General features: G+C 36.3%; 15 protein-coding genes. 1 reads left to right on the top strand and 14 read right to left on the bottom strand.

Annotation, left to right across the window (positions count from 1 at the left end):
• Positions 1-100: 100 nt before the first annotated feature.
• The 3 genes from lldD to lldP are packed head-to-tail and all read right to left on the bottom strand — an operon-like array spanning position 101 to position 3,688.
• Positions 101-1,252, bottom strand: coding sequence for an FMN-dependent L-lactate dehydrogenase LldD (gene lldD, locus G9371_RS11795; RefSeq protein WP_000587282.1), 1,152 nt, complete (start codon positions 1,250-1,252; stop codon positions 101-103).
• Positions 1,249-2,001 (bottom strand): transcriptional regulator LldR, encoded by a 753-nt coding sequence (lldR, locus tag G9371_RS11790; RefSeq protein WP_001222772.1) that lies wholly within the window; start codon positions 1,999-2,001, stop codon positions 1,249-1,251. Before lldR ends, lldD begins: the two co-directional genes overlap by 4 nt.
• 19 nt (positions 2,002-2,020) lie before the next feature.
• Positions 2,021-3,688, bottom strand: a complete 1,668-nt coding sequence (lldP, locus tag G9371_RS11785) for an L-lactate permease (RefSeq protein ID WP_171059188.1) — start codon at positions 3,686-3,688, stop codon at positions 2,021-2,023.
• Between the two features lie 374 nt (positions 3,689-4,062).
• Here lldP and G9371_RS11780 point away from each other — a divergent pair, with 374 nt between their 5' ends.
• Entirely contained in the window at positions 4,063-5,433 is a 1,371-nt protein-coding gene (locus G9371_RS11780; RefSeq protein ID WP_038405837.1) for a phosphomannomutase/phosphoglucomutase, read from the top strand.
• A 43-nt stretch (positions 5,434-5,476) separates the two neighbouring features.
• Here G9371_RS11780 and galE read toward each other — a convergent pair whose 3' ends face one another.
• The 11 genes from galE to pseI all read right to left on the bottom strand — a co-directional run bounded on the left by galE (position 5,477) and on the right by pseI (position 17,784).
• The gene (gene galE, locus G9371_RS11775; protein ID WP_001062913.1) at positions 5,477-6,493 is read right to left on the bottom strand and encodes a UDP-glucose 4-epimerase GalE; all 1,017 of its coding nucleotides are present in this window, start codon (positions 6,491-6,493) and stop codon (positions 5,477-5,479) included.
• Positions 6,486-8,156 carry a glucose-6-phosphate isomerase gene (pgi, locus tag G9371_RS11770; protein WP_057690546.1) on the bottom strand — a complete coding sequence of 557 codons (1,671 nt, stop codon included), beginning with the start codon at positions 8,154-8,156 and terminating at the stop codon, positions 6,486-6,488. Before pgi ends, galE begins: the two co-directional genes overlap by 8 nt.
• Positions 8,153-9,415, bottom strand: coding sequence for a nucleotide sugar dehydrogenase (locus G9371_RS11765; protein WP_000686136.1), 1,263 nt, complete (start codon positions 9,413-9,415; stop codon positions 8,153-8,155). The genes pgi and G9371_RS11765 overlap by 4 nt, the downstream gene beginning before the upstream one ends.
• 115 nt (positions 9,416-9,530) lie before the next feature.
• Positions 9,531-10,406, bottom strand: a complete 876-nt coding sequence (gene galU / locus G9371_RS11760) for a UTP--glucose-1-phosphate uridylyltransferase GalU (RefSeq protein WP_032034428.1) — start codon at positions 10,404-10,406, stop codon at positions 9,531-9,533.
• A 25-nt stretch (positions 10,407-10,431) separates the two neighbouring features.
• Positions 10,432-11,052: a sugar transferase gene (locus G9371_RS11755; protein ID WP_000826958.1), complete on the bottom strand. Its 621-nt coding sequence runs from the start codon at positions 11,050-11,052 to the stop codon at positions 10,432-10,434.
• 381 nt (positions 11,053-11,433) lie between these two features.
• Complete coding sequence (locus tag G9371_RS11750) at positions 11,434-12,492, bottom strand: glycosyltransferase (RefSeq protein WP_000158234.1); 1,059 nt, start codon at positions 12,490-12,492, stop codon at positions 11,434-11,436.
• Positions 12,492-13,568 carry a glycosyltransferase gene (locus tag G9371_RS11745; RefSeq protein ID WP_057690547.1) on the bottom strand — a complete coding sequence of 359 codons (1,077 nt, stop codon included), beginning with the start codon at positions 13,566-13,568 and terminating at the stop codon, positions 12,492-12,494. The genes G9371_RS11750 and G9371_RS11745 overlap by 1 nt, the downstream gene beginning before the upstream one ends.
• Positions 13,568-14,557 (bottom strand): EpsG family protein, encoded by a 990-nt coding sequence (locus tag G9371_RS11740; RefSeq protein WP_057690548.1) that lies wholly within the window; start codon positions 14,555-14,557, stop codon positions 13,568-13,570. Before G9371_RS11740 ends, G9371_RS11745 begins: the two co-directional genes overlap by 1 nt.
• A 46-nt stretch (positions 14,558-14,603) precedes the next feature.
• Complete coding sequence (locus G9371_RS11735) at positions 14,604-15,557, bottom strand: glycosyltransferase family 52 (protein WP_057690549.1); 954 nt, start codon at positions 15,555-15,557, stop codon at positions 14,604-14,606.
• Complete coding sequence (locus tag G9371_RS11730) at positions 15,547-16,746, bottom strand: oligosaccharide flippase family protein (RefSeq protein ID WP_057690550.1); 1,200 nt, start codon at positions 16,744-16,746, stop codon at positions 15,547-15,549. The genes G9371_RS11735 and G9371_RS11730 overlap by 11 nt, the downstream gene beginning before the upstream one ends.
• Positions 16,747-17,784, bottom strand: a complete 1,038-nt coding sequence (gene pseI, locus G9371_RS11725) for a pseudaminic acid synthase (RefSeq protein ID WP_001166640.1) — start codon at positions 17,782-17,784, stop codon at positions 16,747-16,749.
• Positions 17,785-17,810: the final 26 nt, after the last annotated feature.

Raw genomic sequence — 17,810 nt, 5'->3', positions numbered from 1 at the left:
TGGTTACTTTTGACCTTTCAAAAGTGACAAATGCCTAAACGTAAAACATCAGCAAATCACCAAATTTTGAGGCTGTGCTTACTGCTTCACTTACTATGTTTTAAAGTCCTTGTTTAATCGCCTGTACTAAACAATCCGCATTAATATCTGAAATCGACTTAGCACCCGTGAGCGTCATCGCAACACGCATTTCCTTATCAATTAAATCAAGTAAGTTCGACACACCTTGTCCACCTGCTGCTGCCAAGGCATAAACAAACGCACGGCCAAGTAAAACTGTATCCGCACCAAGCGCCAACATACGCACGACATCTAAACCATTACGAATGCCTGAGTCGGCCAAAATCGCTAAGTCACCTTTCACCGCATCGGCAATTGCAGGTAATGCACGAGCAGATGACATCACACCATCTAACTGACGACCGCCATGATTTGATACCACAATCCCGTCAGCACCAAAACGCACAGCATCTTTGGCATCTTCAGGATCTAAAATGCCTTTAATCACCATTGGGCCATCCCAAAATTCACGTATCCACTCAAGGTCTTTCCATGAAATTGATGGGTCAAAGTTCGAGCCTAACCAGCCAATATAGTCTTCAAGCCCAGTCGGTTTACCTAAATATTTAGAGATATTCCCGAGGTCATGCGGACGCCCCATTAAACCGACATTCCATGACCAATGCGGATGAAATACTGATTGCATATAACGGCGCATCGCAGCATTTGGCCCACTCATACCCGAATGGGCATCACGATAACGTGCACCCGGTACAGGCATATCTACGGTAAATACCAGTGTTGAACAACCCGCCGCTTTTGCACGTTCCAAAGCATTACGCATAAAACCACGGTCACGTAATACATAAAGCTGAAACCACATCGGGCGATTAATTGCAGGTGCAACTTCCTCAATCGGACAAACTGAAACCGTTGAAAGCGTAAATGGAATACCTTTTTTATCGGCTGCCATTGCGGCTTGTACTTCACCACGGCGTGCATACATACCTGTTAAACCCACAGGAGCCAAGGCAACTGGCATCGACAGCGTTTCATTAAACAGTTTTGTCTCTAAACTCAACGCGGACATGTCATTCAGCACACGCTGACGCAATGCAATTTCTGACAAATCTTGTACGTTACGCTTTAAGGTATATTCCGCATACGCTCCACCATCAATGTAGTGAAATAAAAATGGGGGTAAGCGACGTTGTGCCGCAGCACGATAATCATTGCCAGAAGAAATAATCATTTTGAATCAACTCTATTTAAACGGTTTGCACGTTTCTGGCGAGCTTCGTCTTCATCCAGAGAACGCACATGATTAATCACAAATTCAATATGACCGCAGACAGCTTGGCGTGCGGCCTCGGGGTCTTTACGATCAATAGCATCCATCACCTGAAAATGCTGCTCGCTGAGCAAGTCACCATTTACGGGGTCGTTATAAACTTTTTTACGCCCTAACAAGACGTTGTATTGCAGCAAATCAAATAGACTTCGCATCATTTGAATCAGCACCACATTGTGAGATGCTTCAGCAATCGCTAAGTGGAATTCAGCATCGGCCACCGCCGCCTGTGCTGAGTCACCTGCATTTTGGTGGCGACTAATTTCATTAAAATAATGATGAATTTTGGCGCGATCCTCAGGCGTTGAACGTAATGCGGCATACCATGCAGTCCCCCCTTCAAGTACCAAACGCGCCTCTTGCACATCAAAACGGTATAACGGATCTTCTTCAATCAGGTTGCTGATTGGGTTCACAATCAGTTGCTGGGGCCATTGTTCAGGTAATTGCTGAATATAAGTTCCATCGCCACGGCGACTAATCAGTACACCTTGACTATTGAGCTGTTGAATTGCTTCACGTAAGGATGGACGAGAAACTCCTAAGCTAGTTGCAAGCTGGCGCTCGGCAGGCAAACGATCACCTTTTTTCATATGACGCTCTTCAATTAATGCCTGCAATTTCATGACCACTTGATCGGAGATTCTCATCGCGTTTCCTTCACTGGAGTTATGGAATCATCCACGGAACCAGATAAGCCTGAACCGTAATAATGATGCCAACAAAGACAGTGAATATGATGCTATGTTTTACCGTGAAACGGAACAAGTCAGACTCTTTTCCAACTAAGCCTACTGCGGCACAAGCAATTGCAATCGACTGTGGCGAAATCATTTTACCTGTCACACCACCACTGGTATTCGCAGCGACTAATAACACTTCCGGAATACCAATTTGCTGAGCGGTGGTTGCCTGTAATGCCGAGAACAAAGCATTTGAAGAAGTGTCTGAACCAGTAAGGAACACACCAAGCCAACCCAAAAATGGCGAGAAGAAAGTAAACGCATGACCCGTATGCGATAGAGCCAAAGCCAAAGTTGCAGATAAACCTGAATAGTTCGCAATAAAAGCAAATGCCAACACCATACCAATCGAGTAAATCGGTGTTTTTAACTCATTGAGCGTCTCACCGAAGGTTGTTACTGCCTCACTTGCTTTCATTTTTAAGAAAATAACTGTGATGATCGCAGCAATAAAAATTGCAGTACCTGTTGCAGAGAACCAGTCAAACTTATAAATCGCTTCGTATGGTTTCATCTCGGACACAATCGGTGGCATTTTCTCGACCAATTTGTGTAAATACGGCACTTCAAGTTTAAAAATCCAGTGTTCAAGAGCACCATCTTTTGCAAATAATGCTTTAAATGGCTTAACGCTCCAAATCGTGACCATTACCGTTAAAATAGCAAATGGAGACCATGCTTTTGCAATTTTCCCAATGCTATAACGTTGAACTGTTGTAGATTGCTGAGTCAAAGTCTGACCCGCTTCAGGTTCAAAACGGAAAATATGTTTTGGTTTCCAAACACGGAATAACAACGTCAGGCTGACCAATGAAGCAATTGCTGCGGTAATGTCTGGTAACTCAGGGCCAATAAAGTTAGAGGTGAGATACTGAGCAATCGCAAAAGCACCACCACCGACCAATACCGCAGGCCAAGTTTCCTTAACACCACGCCAGCCATCCATAATTGCCATAATCCAGAACAGCACAATAATGGTTAAAAATGGCAACTGACGACCCACCATCTGGCTAATTTCCATAGTGTCTACACCGGAAACCTGCCCCGCCACAATAATTGGAATACCCATTGCACCGAATGCAACTGGTGCTGTATTTACGATCAAACATAAACCAGCAGCGTAAAGTGGCTTAAACCCTAAGCCGACAAGTAGTGCTGCGGTAATTGCGACAGGAGCACCAAAGCCTGCAGCTCCTTCAAGGAAAGTACCAAATGCGAAACCAACGAGTAACATTTGCAGACGTTGGTCTTCGGTAATAGATAGAATGCTTGAGCGGATAACTTCAAACTGGCCTGTTTTTACCGAAATCTTGTATAGAAAAACTGCCCCGATAATGATCCATGAAATTGGCCATAGACCGTAGAAGAAACCGTAAATGATTGACGCAAAGGCCATTTGACCCGGCATTTGATAGAAAAATAGCGCAATCAGTAATGCAATAATAACTGTGCCCGTACCCGCGATACTGCCTTTTAAACGAAAAACAGCTAAGGCCAAAAAGAAGAAAATAATCGGGATTAATGCAACCGCACTAGACAGCCAAATATTATTTAAAGGGTCATAAAGTTGTTGCCACATATTGAGCATTGTCATCTCCTTGAAATGCCGGGGCGAATTTTTGTACCTTAAAATTTCAACATTCAACACAAATTGGTATGACCAATTAAAATTTAAGTGCAAATGTTTTTCCTTAAACCACAATGCGCATCATAAACACAGTTATTGGCAAGATCAATGATTAAATAATTACCACAATTGGTATGACCAATAGTGCTAAGTAAAATCAAGCTCTTTCTGATCTATAATTTTTTTTATTCGACTAAAGTCTTAAAAATACTTTCTTATAAACTTAAATATGACCTACAGAAATGAAGTGCAAAATTTTAATATAAAAACTATAAACGTACCAATTTGATGATCTATGTATAATGTGCACACAACTCAAACCACATGTATTGAATTGAATAATGACTACTTTAACGTGTTTTAAAGCTTATGATATCCGAGGCAAACTCGGCACCGAATTGAATGAAGAAATCGCCTATAAAATTGGCCGCGCTTACGGACAAATCTATAAACCAAAAACTGTGGTTGTAGGTTGTGATATTCGTCTAAGCAGTGAGGCTTTAAAACAAGCGGCCATCCGCGGTTTAAATGATGCAGGTGTGAATGTGCTTGATTTAGGCATGACGGGTACTGAAGAAGTGTACTTTGCAGCTTTTCATTTAGACGTACAAGGTGGTATAGAAGTAACTGCGAGTCATAACCCAATGGACTATAACGGTATGAAATTGGTTCGAGAAAATGCTCGTCCAATTAGTGCCGATACTGGTTTAAAAGAAATTCAGGCTTTAGCAGAGACCAATAACTTTGAAGAAGTTGGTCAAAAAGGTACAACGCAAAGCTATAACATTTTGCCTGAGTTCGTTGATCACTTAATTACCTATATTGAACCTGCAAAAATCCGTCCATTAAAGTTAGTGGTAAACGCGGGTAATGGTGCAGCTGGTCATGTGATTGATGCCATTGAAGAAAAATTTAAAGCGCTTAATGTACCGGTTGAATTTATTAAAATTCATCATGAAGCAGATGGCACTTTCCCAAATGGCATCCCTAACCCAATTTTAATTGAAAACCGTGACAGTACCCGAAATGCTGTTCTTGAGCATAAAGCAGATATGGGTATTGCATGGGACGGCGACTTTGACCGCTGTTTCTTGTTCGATGAAAAAGGTCAGTTTATTGAAGGCTATTATATTGTTGGTTTATTGGCTCAAGCTTTCTTAATCAAACAGTCAGGCGAAAAAATTGTGCATGACCCACGTTTAGTGTGGAACACATTTGATATCGTCGACGAATATAAAGGTGTTGCTGTACAGTCAAAATCGGGGCATGCATTTATTAAAGATGTTATGCGTGAACACAATGCCGTATACGGCGGTGAAATGAGTGCCCACCACTATTTCCGTGATTTTGCTTACTGTGACAGTGGTATGATTCCTTGGTTACTCACCATTGCTCTACTCTCTGAAACAGGACAATCTCTCTCAACACTCGTTGAAAATATGATTGCCAAGTTCCCTTGTAGTGGTGAAATCAACTTTAAAGTAGCCGATACGCAAACTACGATTCAAAAGATTTTCGACTTCTATGCCGATCAAAATCCACAAATTGACCGTACCGATGGTGTAAGCCTCGACTTTGGCGCATGGCGCTTTAACGTCCGTGCTTCAAATACTGAGCCTTTGTTACGTCTTAATATTGAAAGCCGTGCAGATCGTCAAGCTCAGCCAATGCAATATTATGTAGATGAGTTGACTGGATTAATTCAGAACTAATTAAAAATAAAAAAGGAGCAAATCGCTCCTTTTTTATCCGAATTTAATTGTAGCCATTAGGATTCTGCTTTTGCCAATTCCAGCTATCCTTAAGCATATCTTCTAAGCCATATTGAGGTTTCCAACCCAACTCAGCAACTGCGCGAGCATTGTCCGCAAAAGAAGTCGCAACATCCCCTGCTCTACGTGGAGCGAACTCAAAAGCAACAGGTACACCATTCACTTGTTCAAAGGTATTTTTGACTTGTAAAACAGATGAACCATTACCTGTACCAATATTCCATGCACGGCAACCTTGCGCCTGTAAGCGGTTATTTAAAGCGCATAAATGTGCATTCGCCAAGTCAACAACATGGATATAATCTCGCACACCTGTACCATCTATTGTATCGTAATCATTACCATAAATAGATAGTTTCTCACGGCGGCCCACAGCAACTTGAGTCACGTAAGGCATTAAATTATTTGGAATACCTTGCGGGTCTTCACCAATACGCCCACTCTTATGTGCACCTACTGGGTTAAAATAACGTAGTAAGGCAATAGACCATTTAGAGTCAGCTACTGAAAGTTTTTGTAATAATTGCTCAACAATTAGTTTTGTATATCCATAGTTATTACTTGGCATACCTGTTGGCATTTCTTCATTTAAAGGAGAGGTATTTGCTTCATCATATACTGTCGCAGAAGAGCTAAATACAAGTGTATAGACACCTGCCTTTTCCATCGATTTAACCAGTTGAATACTGCCCGCAATATTATTATCAAAATAAATAAGCGGTTTTTCCTGGCTTTCACCTACTGCTTTTAAACCTGCAAAATGAATAACCGCATCAATTGCGTGCTCTTGAAACACTTGGTCAAGCTCACCAGAATTCCGAATATCGCCCTCCACAAAAGTTAAACTTTTTTGTGTGATCTCTTGAACTCTATTTAAAGATTCTTTTGAGCTATTTGAAAGGTTATCAAATACAATAACTTCATGGCCTGCTTCTAAAAGCTCTACACAAGTGTGTGAACCAATATAACCTGCACCACCTGTAACTAAAATTTTAGCCATCGACTTTTCCTAATAAAATTTTAATCAAACCACGTGTTGAAGCATCAAGTGTTGAAAGATCATTTTGAGCACCATTTAAAATTGGAAGTAACTGATCAGCAATCTGCTTACCTTTTTCAACACCCCATTGATCAAACGGATTAATATTCCAAATTACCGACTGAACAAATACCTTATGTTCATATAAAGCAATTAACATCCCTAAACTATATGGATTTAGTTCTTTTAAAAGTAATGTCGAACTCGGCTGATTACCTTCATATTGTTTATAAATTGGTAAATTCTTTAGTTCAGCTGAATCCAAAGCTTCATTACCAAAAGCCAATAAACGTGATTGCGCCAAACAATTTGATAATGCGAGGTGATGTTGTTCAATCAATGCCTCAGCATTCTCCACATACGTAAAGTGATCTGCATTATAACGTTGGATCGGTGCAATGAAATCACAGCTTACTGCCTGTGTTCCTTGATGAAGTAGCTGATAAAATGCATGTTGGGCATTTGGACCAACCTCACCCCATACAATCGGACAAGTATCTAATTCAACTTTTTGGCCATCACGTTGTACCGACTTACCATTAGACTCCATTTCAAGCTGCTGCAAATAGGCAGCAAAATACTTTAATCTTCCGTCATAAGGTAATACCGCATGGGTTTGAATATTTAAAAAATTATTATTCCAGATACCGAGTAATGCCATGAGAACCGGTATATTTTGCTCAAAGCTTGTATTTTGAAAGTGTTCATCGACAGCATGTGCGCCAGCTAAAAGCTGTTGAAAGCCATCTATACCAATCGTCAGGGCTATAGGGAAACCAATACAAGACCAAAGAGAATAACGACCACCTACCCAGTCCCAAAGCAACAACTGATTTTCAGGAGCAATACCCCAATCAGTCATTTTTTCAGCTTTTGTAGATATACCAATGAAGTGACTTTTTACAACGCGGTCATGCTTTCCTAAAGCTTTTTCAAGCCACTGACGAACTGTTTGTGCATTTGATAAGGTATCAATAGTACCAAATGACTTTGAAGAAATAATAAATAAAGTTGTTTCCGGACGCAGTTGATGGAGTAAGTCTGATAACTGGCTACCATCCATAGTCGAAACAAAGTGTACATTAAGTGGTTTGGCAGTTTTTACTTTAAAATCGCATAGTGCATGGGTCACCATTTGAGGCCCTAAATCGGAACCACCTACACCAATATTAACGACATCCTGAATCACTTCACCCGTAGCACCGCGGTATTGCCCAGCATGGATTTTTTCAACCAAAGCGTACATACGCTGTAATTGAGTATGAACCTGTTTTGTGAGTTCAGGAAATTTAGAATATTCCGATGGTAAACGCAAAGCCCAGTGCATAGCTGCACGCTGCTCAGTACAGTTGACTTTGTCTTGGGAAAATAAGCGCTCAATCCAGTGAGTTAATTGTTTCGTCTTTGCTAAAGCAAACAATTGTTCTAAAACACTTTTTGTTATACGGTGTTTACTATAATCAAAAACCAATTGATCGAACTTTACCGAATAGTTTTGAAAGCGGTCTTGCTCGGCTGCAAATAATTCTTTGATATGTAATTTTGAATTCTTCTCAACTAATGAATGAAGCTGTGCTATAGGCGAGACTAACTCTTTAGGAAATTTCTCGATAGATTTACTCATAATCGACCTACTCCTTCATAAGCGAAACCTTTTGCTTTCACATATGCCGGATCGTAAATATTACGCCCATCCAAAATAAGAGGATGCTGCATTACTTGTTGTAACTGTTTAAAATCAGGGCTCCAATATTGTTTCCATGCTGTCACTAAGCATAAAGCATGAGCTCCCTGTGCAGCTTCATATTGGTCAGCACATAAAACCAGATCTTCACGGTCTCCATAAGTTGTTGCGATCTCATCTAAGGCTTGTGGGTCATGCAAACGCACTTTTACCCCTTGTGCCCATAATGCAGCTAACAAAATATGAATAGGTGAGTTATGAGTGCTAGAGGTGTTTTCCTTAAATGAAGCCCCCCAGATCGCAACAGTTTTACCGCTCAAATCACAGTGATAATAATTCCATAATTTACGGAATAAAATTTCTTTTTGTTGCTCATTAATCGCCCACACTTGCTCTAGCAACCGACTTTTAGCCCCTGTTCCAGATACAGTACTCGAAAGCGTTAAAATATCATGTGAAAAGTTTTCACCACCAAATCCAACACCTGCCGACAAATAGGCTGCACCAATACGTGTATCTGCAGCAATACCATGTTTTACATTAGCAATATCAATACCGAGTTTTTCGGCCACCATCGCCAAATCATTCATGTAGCTAATACGGGTTGCCAACATTCCCGAAATGCTGAGCTTTGTAAATTCAGCATCTAAAATTGGCATAAATAAATATTGATAGCTAAAACGGAAAAAAGGACGTAACAGCTCTTGCATAGTGTCTTGAGCATAACTCGATTCAACACCAACAATTACATGTTTTACGTTCAGCACGCTATTAATCGCATTTCCTTCTTGAATCACATCAGGAAAATAAACCCACTCATCTTTTGGCAAATGTTGTTTTAATTGATTCGTACCATGTAGACCAAAAGTAGAGCCATTGATCATTAAACGTGGATGAACTATCGGGCGCTCGCTCAACTTTTCAACGGTTTTTAAAGCAAGCTCGATTTGTGTTGGGCTAAAACAAAATAAATAAACTTCAATATCTAAAGGAATTTCAGAAAAAGGACTTTCTTTTAAAAAACCTGCTTTTCTCTGTTTATTTAAATAATGATTAACTTCTTGATCTTGATAAGAAAGTATAGAAATGTTTTCTTCACAGGTGACACTTGTACACCAATAGATCTGATTGCCATATTCAGCTAATAATGCTGCCATTACACCAGCATGTAAGGTGGTTCCAAATACCGCGATTTTCATTGTACACCTGATTTTAATATTCTATAAAATTCTCTTCCCTTTACAGGAAGAGAATATATTGCTCTGCTCATATATTCATTCGTTTTTACAAATAGTTAAGCAGAGCTACAAAATTTTATAATTTAAGTTCCTGAATTAACTGTTTAAAATCATTTCCTAACTTAGGGTGTTCAACTCCATAGTGTAGTACAGCTTTTAAATAGCCAATCTTACTACCACAATCAAACGTTTGACCTTGCATACGATAAGCTTCAACAGTATCTGTTTCTTGAAGCATTGCAATTGCATCAGTTAACTGAATTTCATTACCCGCACCTTTCGGCGTGTTCTCAAGTAATTGCATAATCTTGGCAGGTAACACATAGCGGCCAACCACAGATAAGTTTGATGGTGCAGAGCCTACTGCAGGCTTTTCAACAATACCCTGCATAGCAATACTTTCGCCTTCATTTGGAATATGTTTTACATCCACAATCCCATATTGATCCACTAAATGGTCTGGCACTGCCTCAACCATGATTTGAGCAGCTTGGCTTGAGTTATAGCGAGCAATCATACGAGATAGATCATTTTTTCCAGAGCTATCTTTCACTAGTACATCTGGTAATAGCACTGCAAAATCATCTTGACCAACAACACTTTTTGCACATAAAACAGCATGCCCTAGGCCTAAAGGCTGAGGTTGTCTAACACTTACTACACTCACATGCTCAGGCACAATTTGAGTAATCTCTGCAAGTAAATCGAATTTTTTCTTTTGCTCTAGAGTGGTTTCCAACTCAAAGTTACGATCAAAATAATTTTCAATTGATGCTTTCGATGAATGAGTAACCAAAATAATTTGCTCAATTCCAGCTTCTACCGCTTCTCGTACTACATATTCAATTGCAGGACGATCAACAACGGTAACCATTTCTTTTGGAATAGACTTACTTGCGGGTAGAAAACGTGTACCTAAACCGGCTACTGGTAAAACTGCTTTTTTAATCATAAGAAAGATTTCAAGATATAAAAATTTACTTAACAGAAGAATCAATATTTTCTTGGGTATCATTACCTTTAAATAAAGATGGCCCGACATGCCCAGGAGCATTGATTCCTTCACGTTTTAACATCACTTTGACTGTTTTAAACATGATTTTGAAATCAACCCAAACGTTGTGATTATCTACATACCATACATCACACTTAAATCGTTCTTCATAATCAAGTTCATTACGCCCGCTTACTTGAGCTAAACCCGTCATTCCAGGGCGTACTTCTAAACGACGCGCTTGTTCTGGTGAATATAAAGCAACAAAATCTTTTAGCATTGGACGCGGCCCTACCACACTCATGTCACCTTTTAGTACGTTAATGAGCTGTGGCATTTCATCTAGACTAGTTGAACGCAGTTTTTGTCCAAACGGAGTAATACGAGCTTCGTCTGGCAATGGATTTCCTTGAGCATCAAAAGCATCTTTCATTGAACGGAACTTAATCATTTTAAATAATTTTCCGTCTTTACCAGGTCTTTCTTGGTAAAAGAATATTGGTGAACCTAAATTTTTACGGACTTTATAAGCAACTATCAGAAATATTGGCGACAGTACAGTTAAAGCTATTAAAGAAATGACTATGTCTACTAGACGCTTCATATTTTCATTCACTCTTTTCTGAATCTTTCCTAGGAAAACATATAAATAAGAAAGTCATGTTAAACCATATATTATTAACTTCTCCTTAGTCATAAGGGAAGCTGACTCTATCGTGAGTTCACAGTATTATAAAGTATTGTATTACATCTTCCCTTTCAAATCTTGTAACTTTAATTAACTCAAAAAAACAAATATTTATAATAAATATTATATTGAAAATGATTAAGTCTACTCAGGCAGCGTTTAACCATCTGTTTTCGAAAATAATTTGTAAAAGACCCAATATTTTTTTTTGGATCTCTTACAAAATATACAAAAGTTATTGATTTAATTTATAACTTCTCCATTTATCTCATCCATTACTTCCTACCTCTACAAAAATTATTCTTTGGACGAATGCTCTAATAGTGCTTTCCATGATTGTATAATCTGTTCAGGATAATATTTACGTATTAACTCTGAATTTTGCTTTGATAAAGTTTTCCGCAAATCTTCATCTAAACAAAAAGAGGCTAATAATTTAGCAAATGCCTCGGGTGTATAGTCCGATACAATTTGTGTATTTCCTTCACCTAAAATTTCTCTAGCTCCTGTAGGGAAGTCGCTCACAAGAACAGGTAAAGAATTATTCATAGCTTCCAATAGAACCATAGGAAAAGCTTCAAATCTACTTGTCATGCACATAAGTGCTGAATCTTGATAATATTTTGATATATTTTTAGTAAATGGATGAATTCTAATGAACTCATTCATATTTAATAATTTAATTTTTTCTTCAAGCTCTTTCTGTTCCGAGCCCTCGCCTACGATATCGAGAACCCATCCATTCTCATAAATTTTAGATAAATGGAATGCTTCAATAAGAAAAGCAAAATTTTTCTGAAACTCCAATCGTCCTATTGATAAAATCTTTTTTGATTCGCTGTTATATTTACTATCTAGAGGATGAATAAAATTAGGAATTACTAGTGTACGGATGCCATCATTTAAGAACTTTCTCTTATCCGTCTCTGTTAAACAGACTAAGGTAACCGTATCTTGACTATAAAATTTTTTTCTAATGAGATTCCTAAACCCTTTATGATAGTTATATTCGATGTGCTCACAGACTATAGGGGTATAATTTAATATTTTTGAAAGTTTAATATTTACTAAATTTAAATCAAAAGAAAAACTTACAACCGTATCGTTTCTTTTGAGAATCGATTTCAGCTTACGGAAATAGTTTAATCTATGGATGATTTTAGCTAACTTATTATGGGTTGGAAATTCGCCAACTTCTAATGATTGTATATTTAAGTTTTCACATCCAGAAAAAGCACATTGCTCACTTCCTGGAACGAGAATAATGACATCTTCAAGAGCTTGTGCAAGTTGAACAATAACGCGCTCTGTACCAGCCATACGGTTAATGCCATTCGTTACAAAATAAATAGTCATTAGAAATGATCCATATTGTTACTAATTACTCGAGATGATTCATATGCTTGAACCGATTCAAAAGCTCGCTTTTGAATTGCATCTAAATCAAATTTTTTTAAATTTATCTCTTCAAATAATTTTAGAATTGAATCGGGAGATTTTGCTTCAACAATAAAACCATTTGAGTTGTGTTTTATAAAATCGGTTGGCCCTGGAATATTACAACACACTGGAATCACACCATGAGCGGCTGCTTCTAAATAAACTTGTCCAAAACCTTCATGGTGAGAAGGTACACAAAGTAAATCAGCATTTAAATAATAAGAACGCAAGTCAGATTGAAAGCCTTCAAATTTTACTTTTGATAAATCTAATTCTGTTTCCAACTCATTAGCTGTGCCACCCAAAACAGTTAATTCACAGTTCAGATTTGTATGATTTATTGCTTCAATTAAATCATAAATACCTTTTCGGTGCTCTAGACGCCCAACATATAATATTTTTAATATTGAGTTATCAGAGTTTGTTTTCAATAGCGCACGGGCAGATTGTAAGTCGGTATAACTTGAATAAGGGATTTTCACACCTACCAATGTACCAGGAATTAAAGCAGTAATTTCCTTTTTTTTATAATTTAAATGCTCAAGTAATTGCTTCATAGATTGAGTAATTGTAATAGACCGGTGAGAAAAATTAATATTAACAATCTCACATAATTTTAATATATATTGCATTATTGAGCTATAACCCAAATAGGGCACGCCATGATTCACATATACCAACTGAGCCGAACTAAACAAACTAAGAATAAAAATATTTAAAGTTGAATCTACTGTAGTATGAAAATATACTTTATTTATTTTGTACTTATGCACCATTTTCAAAATAAGAAAAAGCCTACCAATATGCTTAAAAATATTTTTATATTTACTGTTCCAAGAAACAAATTTAGCTTCGTCAAGCTCGGAAGTATTTTCTAGTACATTAGGAGCAGATATCCAAACTTTATTTCCTTGCTGTATTTGATAATTAGCAATAGGTAAAATAAAGATTTTAGACCACTTATATTCTGGAGCTATATGTAAAATATTCATCACTTCAAATAACCTATAAATGCGCCAACAGAAGAAAATATTTTATAACTATAAAATGCAAGTAAAGGGATAGTTGATAGAATAGCTACTTTTTTTATCCTAAATGTTAAAAATAAATATATCAGCAGTAAGTATTGAAATGGAATACCAAGTCGAACAAGAATTTCTAGCTCAGGAGTAATAAAATATGGCAAAAAGCCTAAAGCACCATAGATACGTAAAGAATTTAATTTCTCATCATTTAATCTTGGACAAAGTATTAAAGTTAAATAGCATATAAAGGAAATTACACTTGTTGCAATTGAAACACCTTCTAACTCATCATTAGTTAAATATCCAGTCAATCGCACATAAATAAAGTCAGGCAAAATACTAAATATTAAACTAAATTTAAAAGAAAGAAGAATTATAATAAAGCTTAAATGTATTAATTTATAACTTGGAGTCTGGAATAATTTATCTTTTATACGAATATAAAAAAGAGAAAATATAGCAAATATACTCGAATAATGAGTTAAAATACCTAAAACCCCTAACAAATAAGTTTTAAAAATTGACTTATTAGAATAAAACAAAGAAAATATATAAACAAATATAGCATTAGCCAAACCAAAACGTATTTGGATTAAACAATGCATTGTACCATATACTAACAACCATGCAAAAAGTAAAATATTTGAATTTATAATAGATTTTTTAGCAATATTATAAAAACCAAAAAGTAAAAATACTTGCAAGATAAAAATATAATTAAAATAGAATATTAAAATTGGATCAATACTTAAGAAAGAGGATAAGAGCTTTGCTAGAAAAGCTAATAAATACATCGTAGGTTCTACAGTAGATTCTGAGCTATCTCCATAGTAGAATAATGAAATATAAGGGCCTAAATCAGGATTTTCTATTAAATACAAAGATACCCAAGTAAGAACTAGAGCACTAAAAAAAGCTTCCAATGGAAATATGAGATTTTTTTTCTTAAGATTCATAAAAATACCTATCGAAATTATTTTAAAATTAGCATGATATGGAATACTAATTAATTGAATCCATGCCTACTGTAGTAGCTCCACTTTTAACAAATAACTGGACTAAATCAGGATACTTAATTTCAATAGTGCTAGTTTTAATCAATCTCACCTCAACATTATTTAAAGCAATTACATTTAGAGCAGCAGTACTACATAAAGTGTAAACAATTACTTTTCTATATTTACTTAACTCTTTAGCAAAAAAATCTTCAAATATGTAGGATGTTTTTATTTCTTCGAAAAAGGCCTCGCCTGTTTCTCGAGGATGTCTAAAATGATAATCTACACTCTCTTTAGCTAGAAATTTTTTTAGAGCAAGTATATCAAAATTTTTATCAATATCTTTTAAAGGTTGACCTAAAAATATTTTTATCTCTTTATTAATACAATTATCCTCACTTCTATTTTCTTTAAGTATAGAAACATACTCTGTTCGCTCTATAATATTTTGAATTCCCTTATAAATAGTATAATGCTTTTTTGATATTTTTTTGATCTTATTTAAGTTGAACATCACTCCCATAATATTAAAGAAAACGTCCTTTAGCTTAGACTTAAAAGACTGCTTAAAATAGACACTATCTTTAATTATATTTGCAGTACCATCATCATAAGTATATAAACTATTGAATTTCAGTGCACTTAAAATACTATGAGCATATTTATTATCTATACTAGATATATATATATTTTCATAAAACTCTTCAACAGCAAAGTTATTCTTAAAATTAATAATATTTAAAATTTTTGCAATTTTACTTTGATTAACATCTAATAAAAAATACTGTTTCTTCACATTTTTATGCTGAAAATTATTATAATAATATTTATATTTATCACTATTATTTAATGCTATAACTATAAGATCAACAGAAGGCTGTTGAGCAATAATTTTTTCAGCTATAAGCATTTGCAATGGAGTAAAACAAATCACCAAACTCTTTTTTTTATCTGACATATTTAATACTCCACCATAAACTACAAAGCAGCACGATATTACTTAAAATTAATGCATACGGGATTAAATATATATCTACTGAGCATAACAACCATAGTCCTAATAGATATATGAGAGAAGAAATAAGACTAATAGTTGAAATTGTCTTATTTTTTGCATAAAAGAAAAAATAATTTACTAAAATTAGATAAGGTAAATTACACCCAAATCCTAGCAAATACATGATAACGTAGTACTTTGATCCAATATAATCTGTCCCTAAAAACCAAAGGTATACTTGTTCAGGCAACAGCCAGCCCACTACTGCGGGTAGCACACTTAAAGGTAGACTAACCAATGTATATTTTTTTATTTTTTTTATAGTTAATGAACTATCCTTAAGTCCTTGATAGTAATAAGGTACAATTGCTTTATTGAGTGCCATAAGAATAATTGGTAGCACAGCCGCTATCTGCACCCCTGCCGAATAAATTCCAAGCTCTACTTTAGAGTATTGTTGATAAATAAAGATTCTGTCTAACTGACCTTTTATAAAAAAACTTGATTGATGCAGGATCAATGGTAACCCAAATGAGAAAATATAAAATAGGCCTAAACGCAATCTTTTCCATGTAAAGCGATTATGATCTCTAAACAGATCTCCTAATACCAAACTCGCAATTAGGAATGTTGTCATGTTAGCGATAACGATTGCTAATATACGGTAAGCTACTAAATCTTGACTGAAGTACTCAAGAGCAGCTATGGTGAATAAAACATTCGTTAAAGATAATATAATTTGAATTGTAATATATTTAAGTGGTTGCTTCTGGCACTGCCGTAAGGCAAGTTGGACGTTAACAAAAGACTGAAACATAGTAGCTAGTACAACATATGCCATAATTTCAGCTTTAAGCCACCAACAGCCGAGCAACAATATAAAAGAAATAACGATATTAAATAAATATCCTGCCTTAACCACAGTATTTAATGCTTTTTTTCCATAAAAATAGAAATATCGCGTAACCGCCCCATCTTGACTTAAACCAACAAAGATACCAAATAACGATAGCATGGTTAAATAGTAAGACAACTCACCAAAGCCATCTGGTCCAAGCTTTCTTGTTAGGTAAGGCAACATCAGAAAAGGGAGACTTTTTGCAAAAAGCTCCCCAATCAAATAAATAAAGCTATCTTTTAATATCCGCATTTAGCCAATAACATCCATCGTTACTGGTGTGTTTAAACTAATATTCTGCGTTACTTTTTTCCCTAGAATTTCATCATAAAATTTAGGTGGTAAACCGAACCCTGGGCGTACACTACGGATACTTGATTCGTCAATCACATCACCTGCTTTTAAGTCTTTTACAAAGTAAAGTGAACGTCTAAATTTAACATTACCTTGTTCACTTGATTTTCTGCCGTAGTCTACACGACCAAGTGCCTGCCATGCAGTTTTTGCAGATTGACACAAGTGTTGTAATTCTATGGGTTCCAAAGAGAAACTATCGTCTGGTCCGCCACCATTGCGGTCGAGTGTAAAATGTTTTTCAATAACACATGCACCTAATGTAACCGCTGCAATTGCTGTTGTATTATCTAAGGTATGATCAGATAATCCTACTTGAACATTAAAAGATTTTGCCATATCAACCATGGTTAGCAAATTATAATCTTCCGCTGGAGCAGGGTAACCACTTACACAATGCAAAACTACAAGCTCTTTGCAACCACCGTCATAAGCAGCTTGAATTGCTTCACCAATTTCTTCTTTGTCCGCCATACCTGTTGAAATAATCATTGGTTTGCCGGTTGAAGCTACATATTTAATTAATGGCAAATCGACCGCTTCAAAAGAGGCAATTTTATATGCTGGTGCATTAAGGTCTTCAAGTAAATCAACTGCAGTCCGATCAAATGGTGAGCTAAAAATCGTAATATCTAAAGCGCGCGCGTGGTCAAAAAGCGGTTTATGCCACTCCCATGGCATTTGTGCTTTTTGATAGAGCTCATATAGAGATTGCCCATCCCATAAACCACCACGAATCATAAATTCTTCGTTTTGGCTGTTTAATGTAATAGTATCCGCACTGTAAGTTTGTAACTTAACAGCATCTGCACCACAGCGCTTAGCTTCTTCAATAATTTTAAGTGCAGTTTCCAAATGCCCATTATGGTTTGCAGAGAGCTCAGCTATCACATAAGGTGGATACTGTATACCAATATTTCTATGATTTATTTGCATTTACTTCACCTATCTTATGGATAATA

The organism is Acinetobacter sp. EKM10A (genome assembly GCF_011075215.1).
GTDB lineage: Bacteria > Pseudomonadota > Gammaproteobacteria > Pseudomonadales > Moraxellaceae > Acinetobacter > Acinetobacter baumannii.
This window is presented reverse-complemented; position numbering and strand designations above follow the sequence as displayed.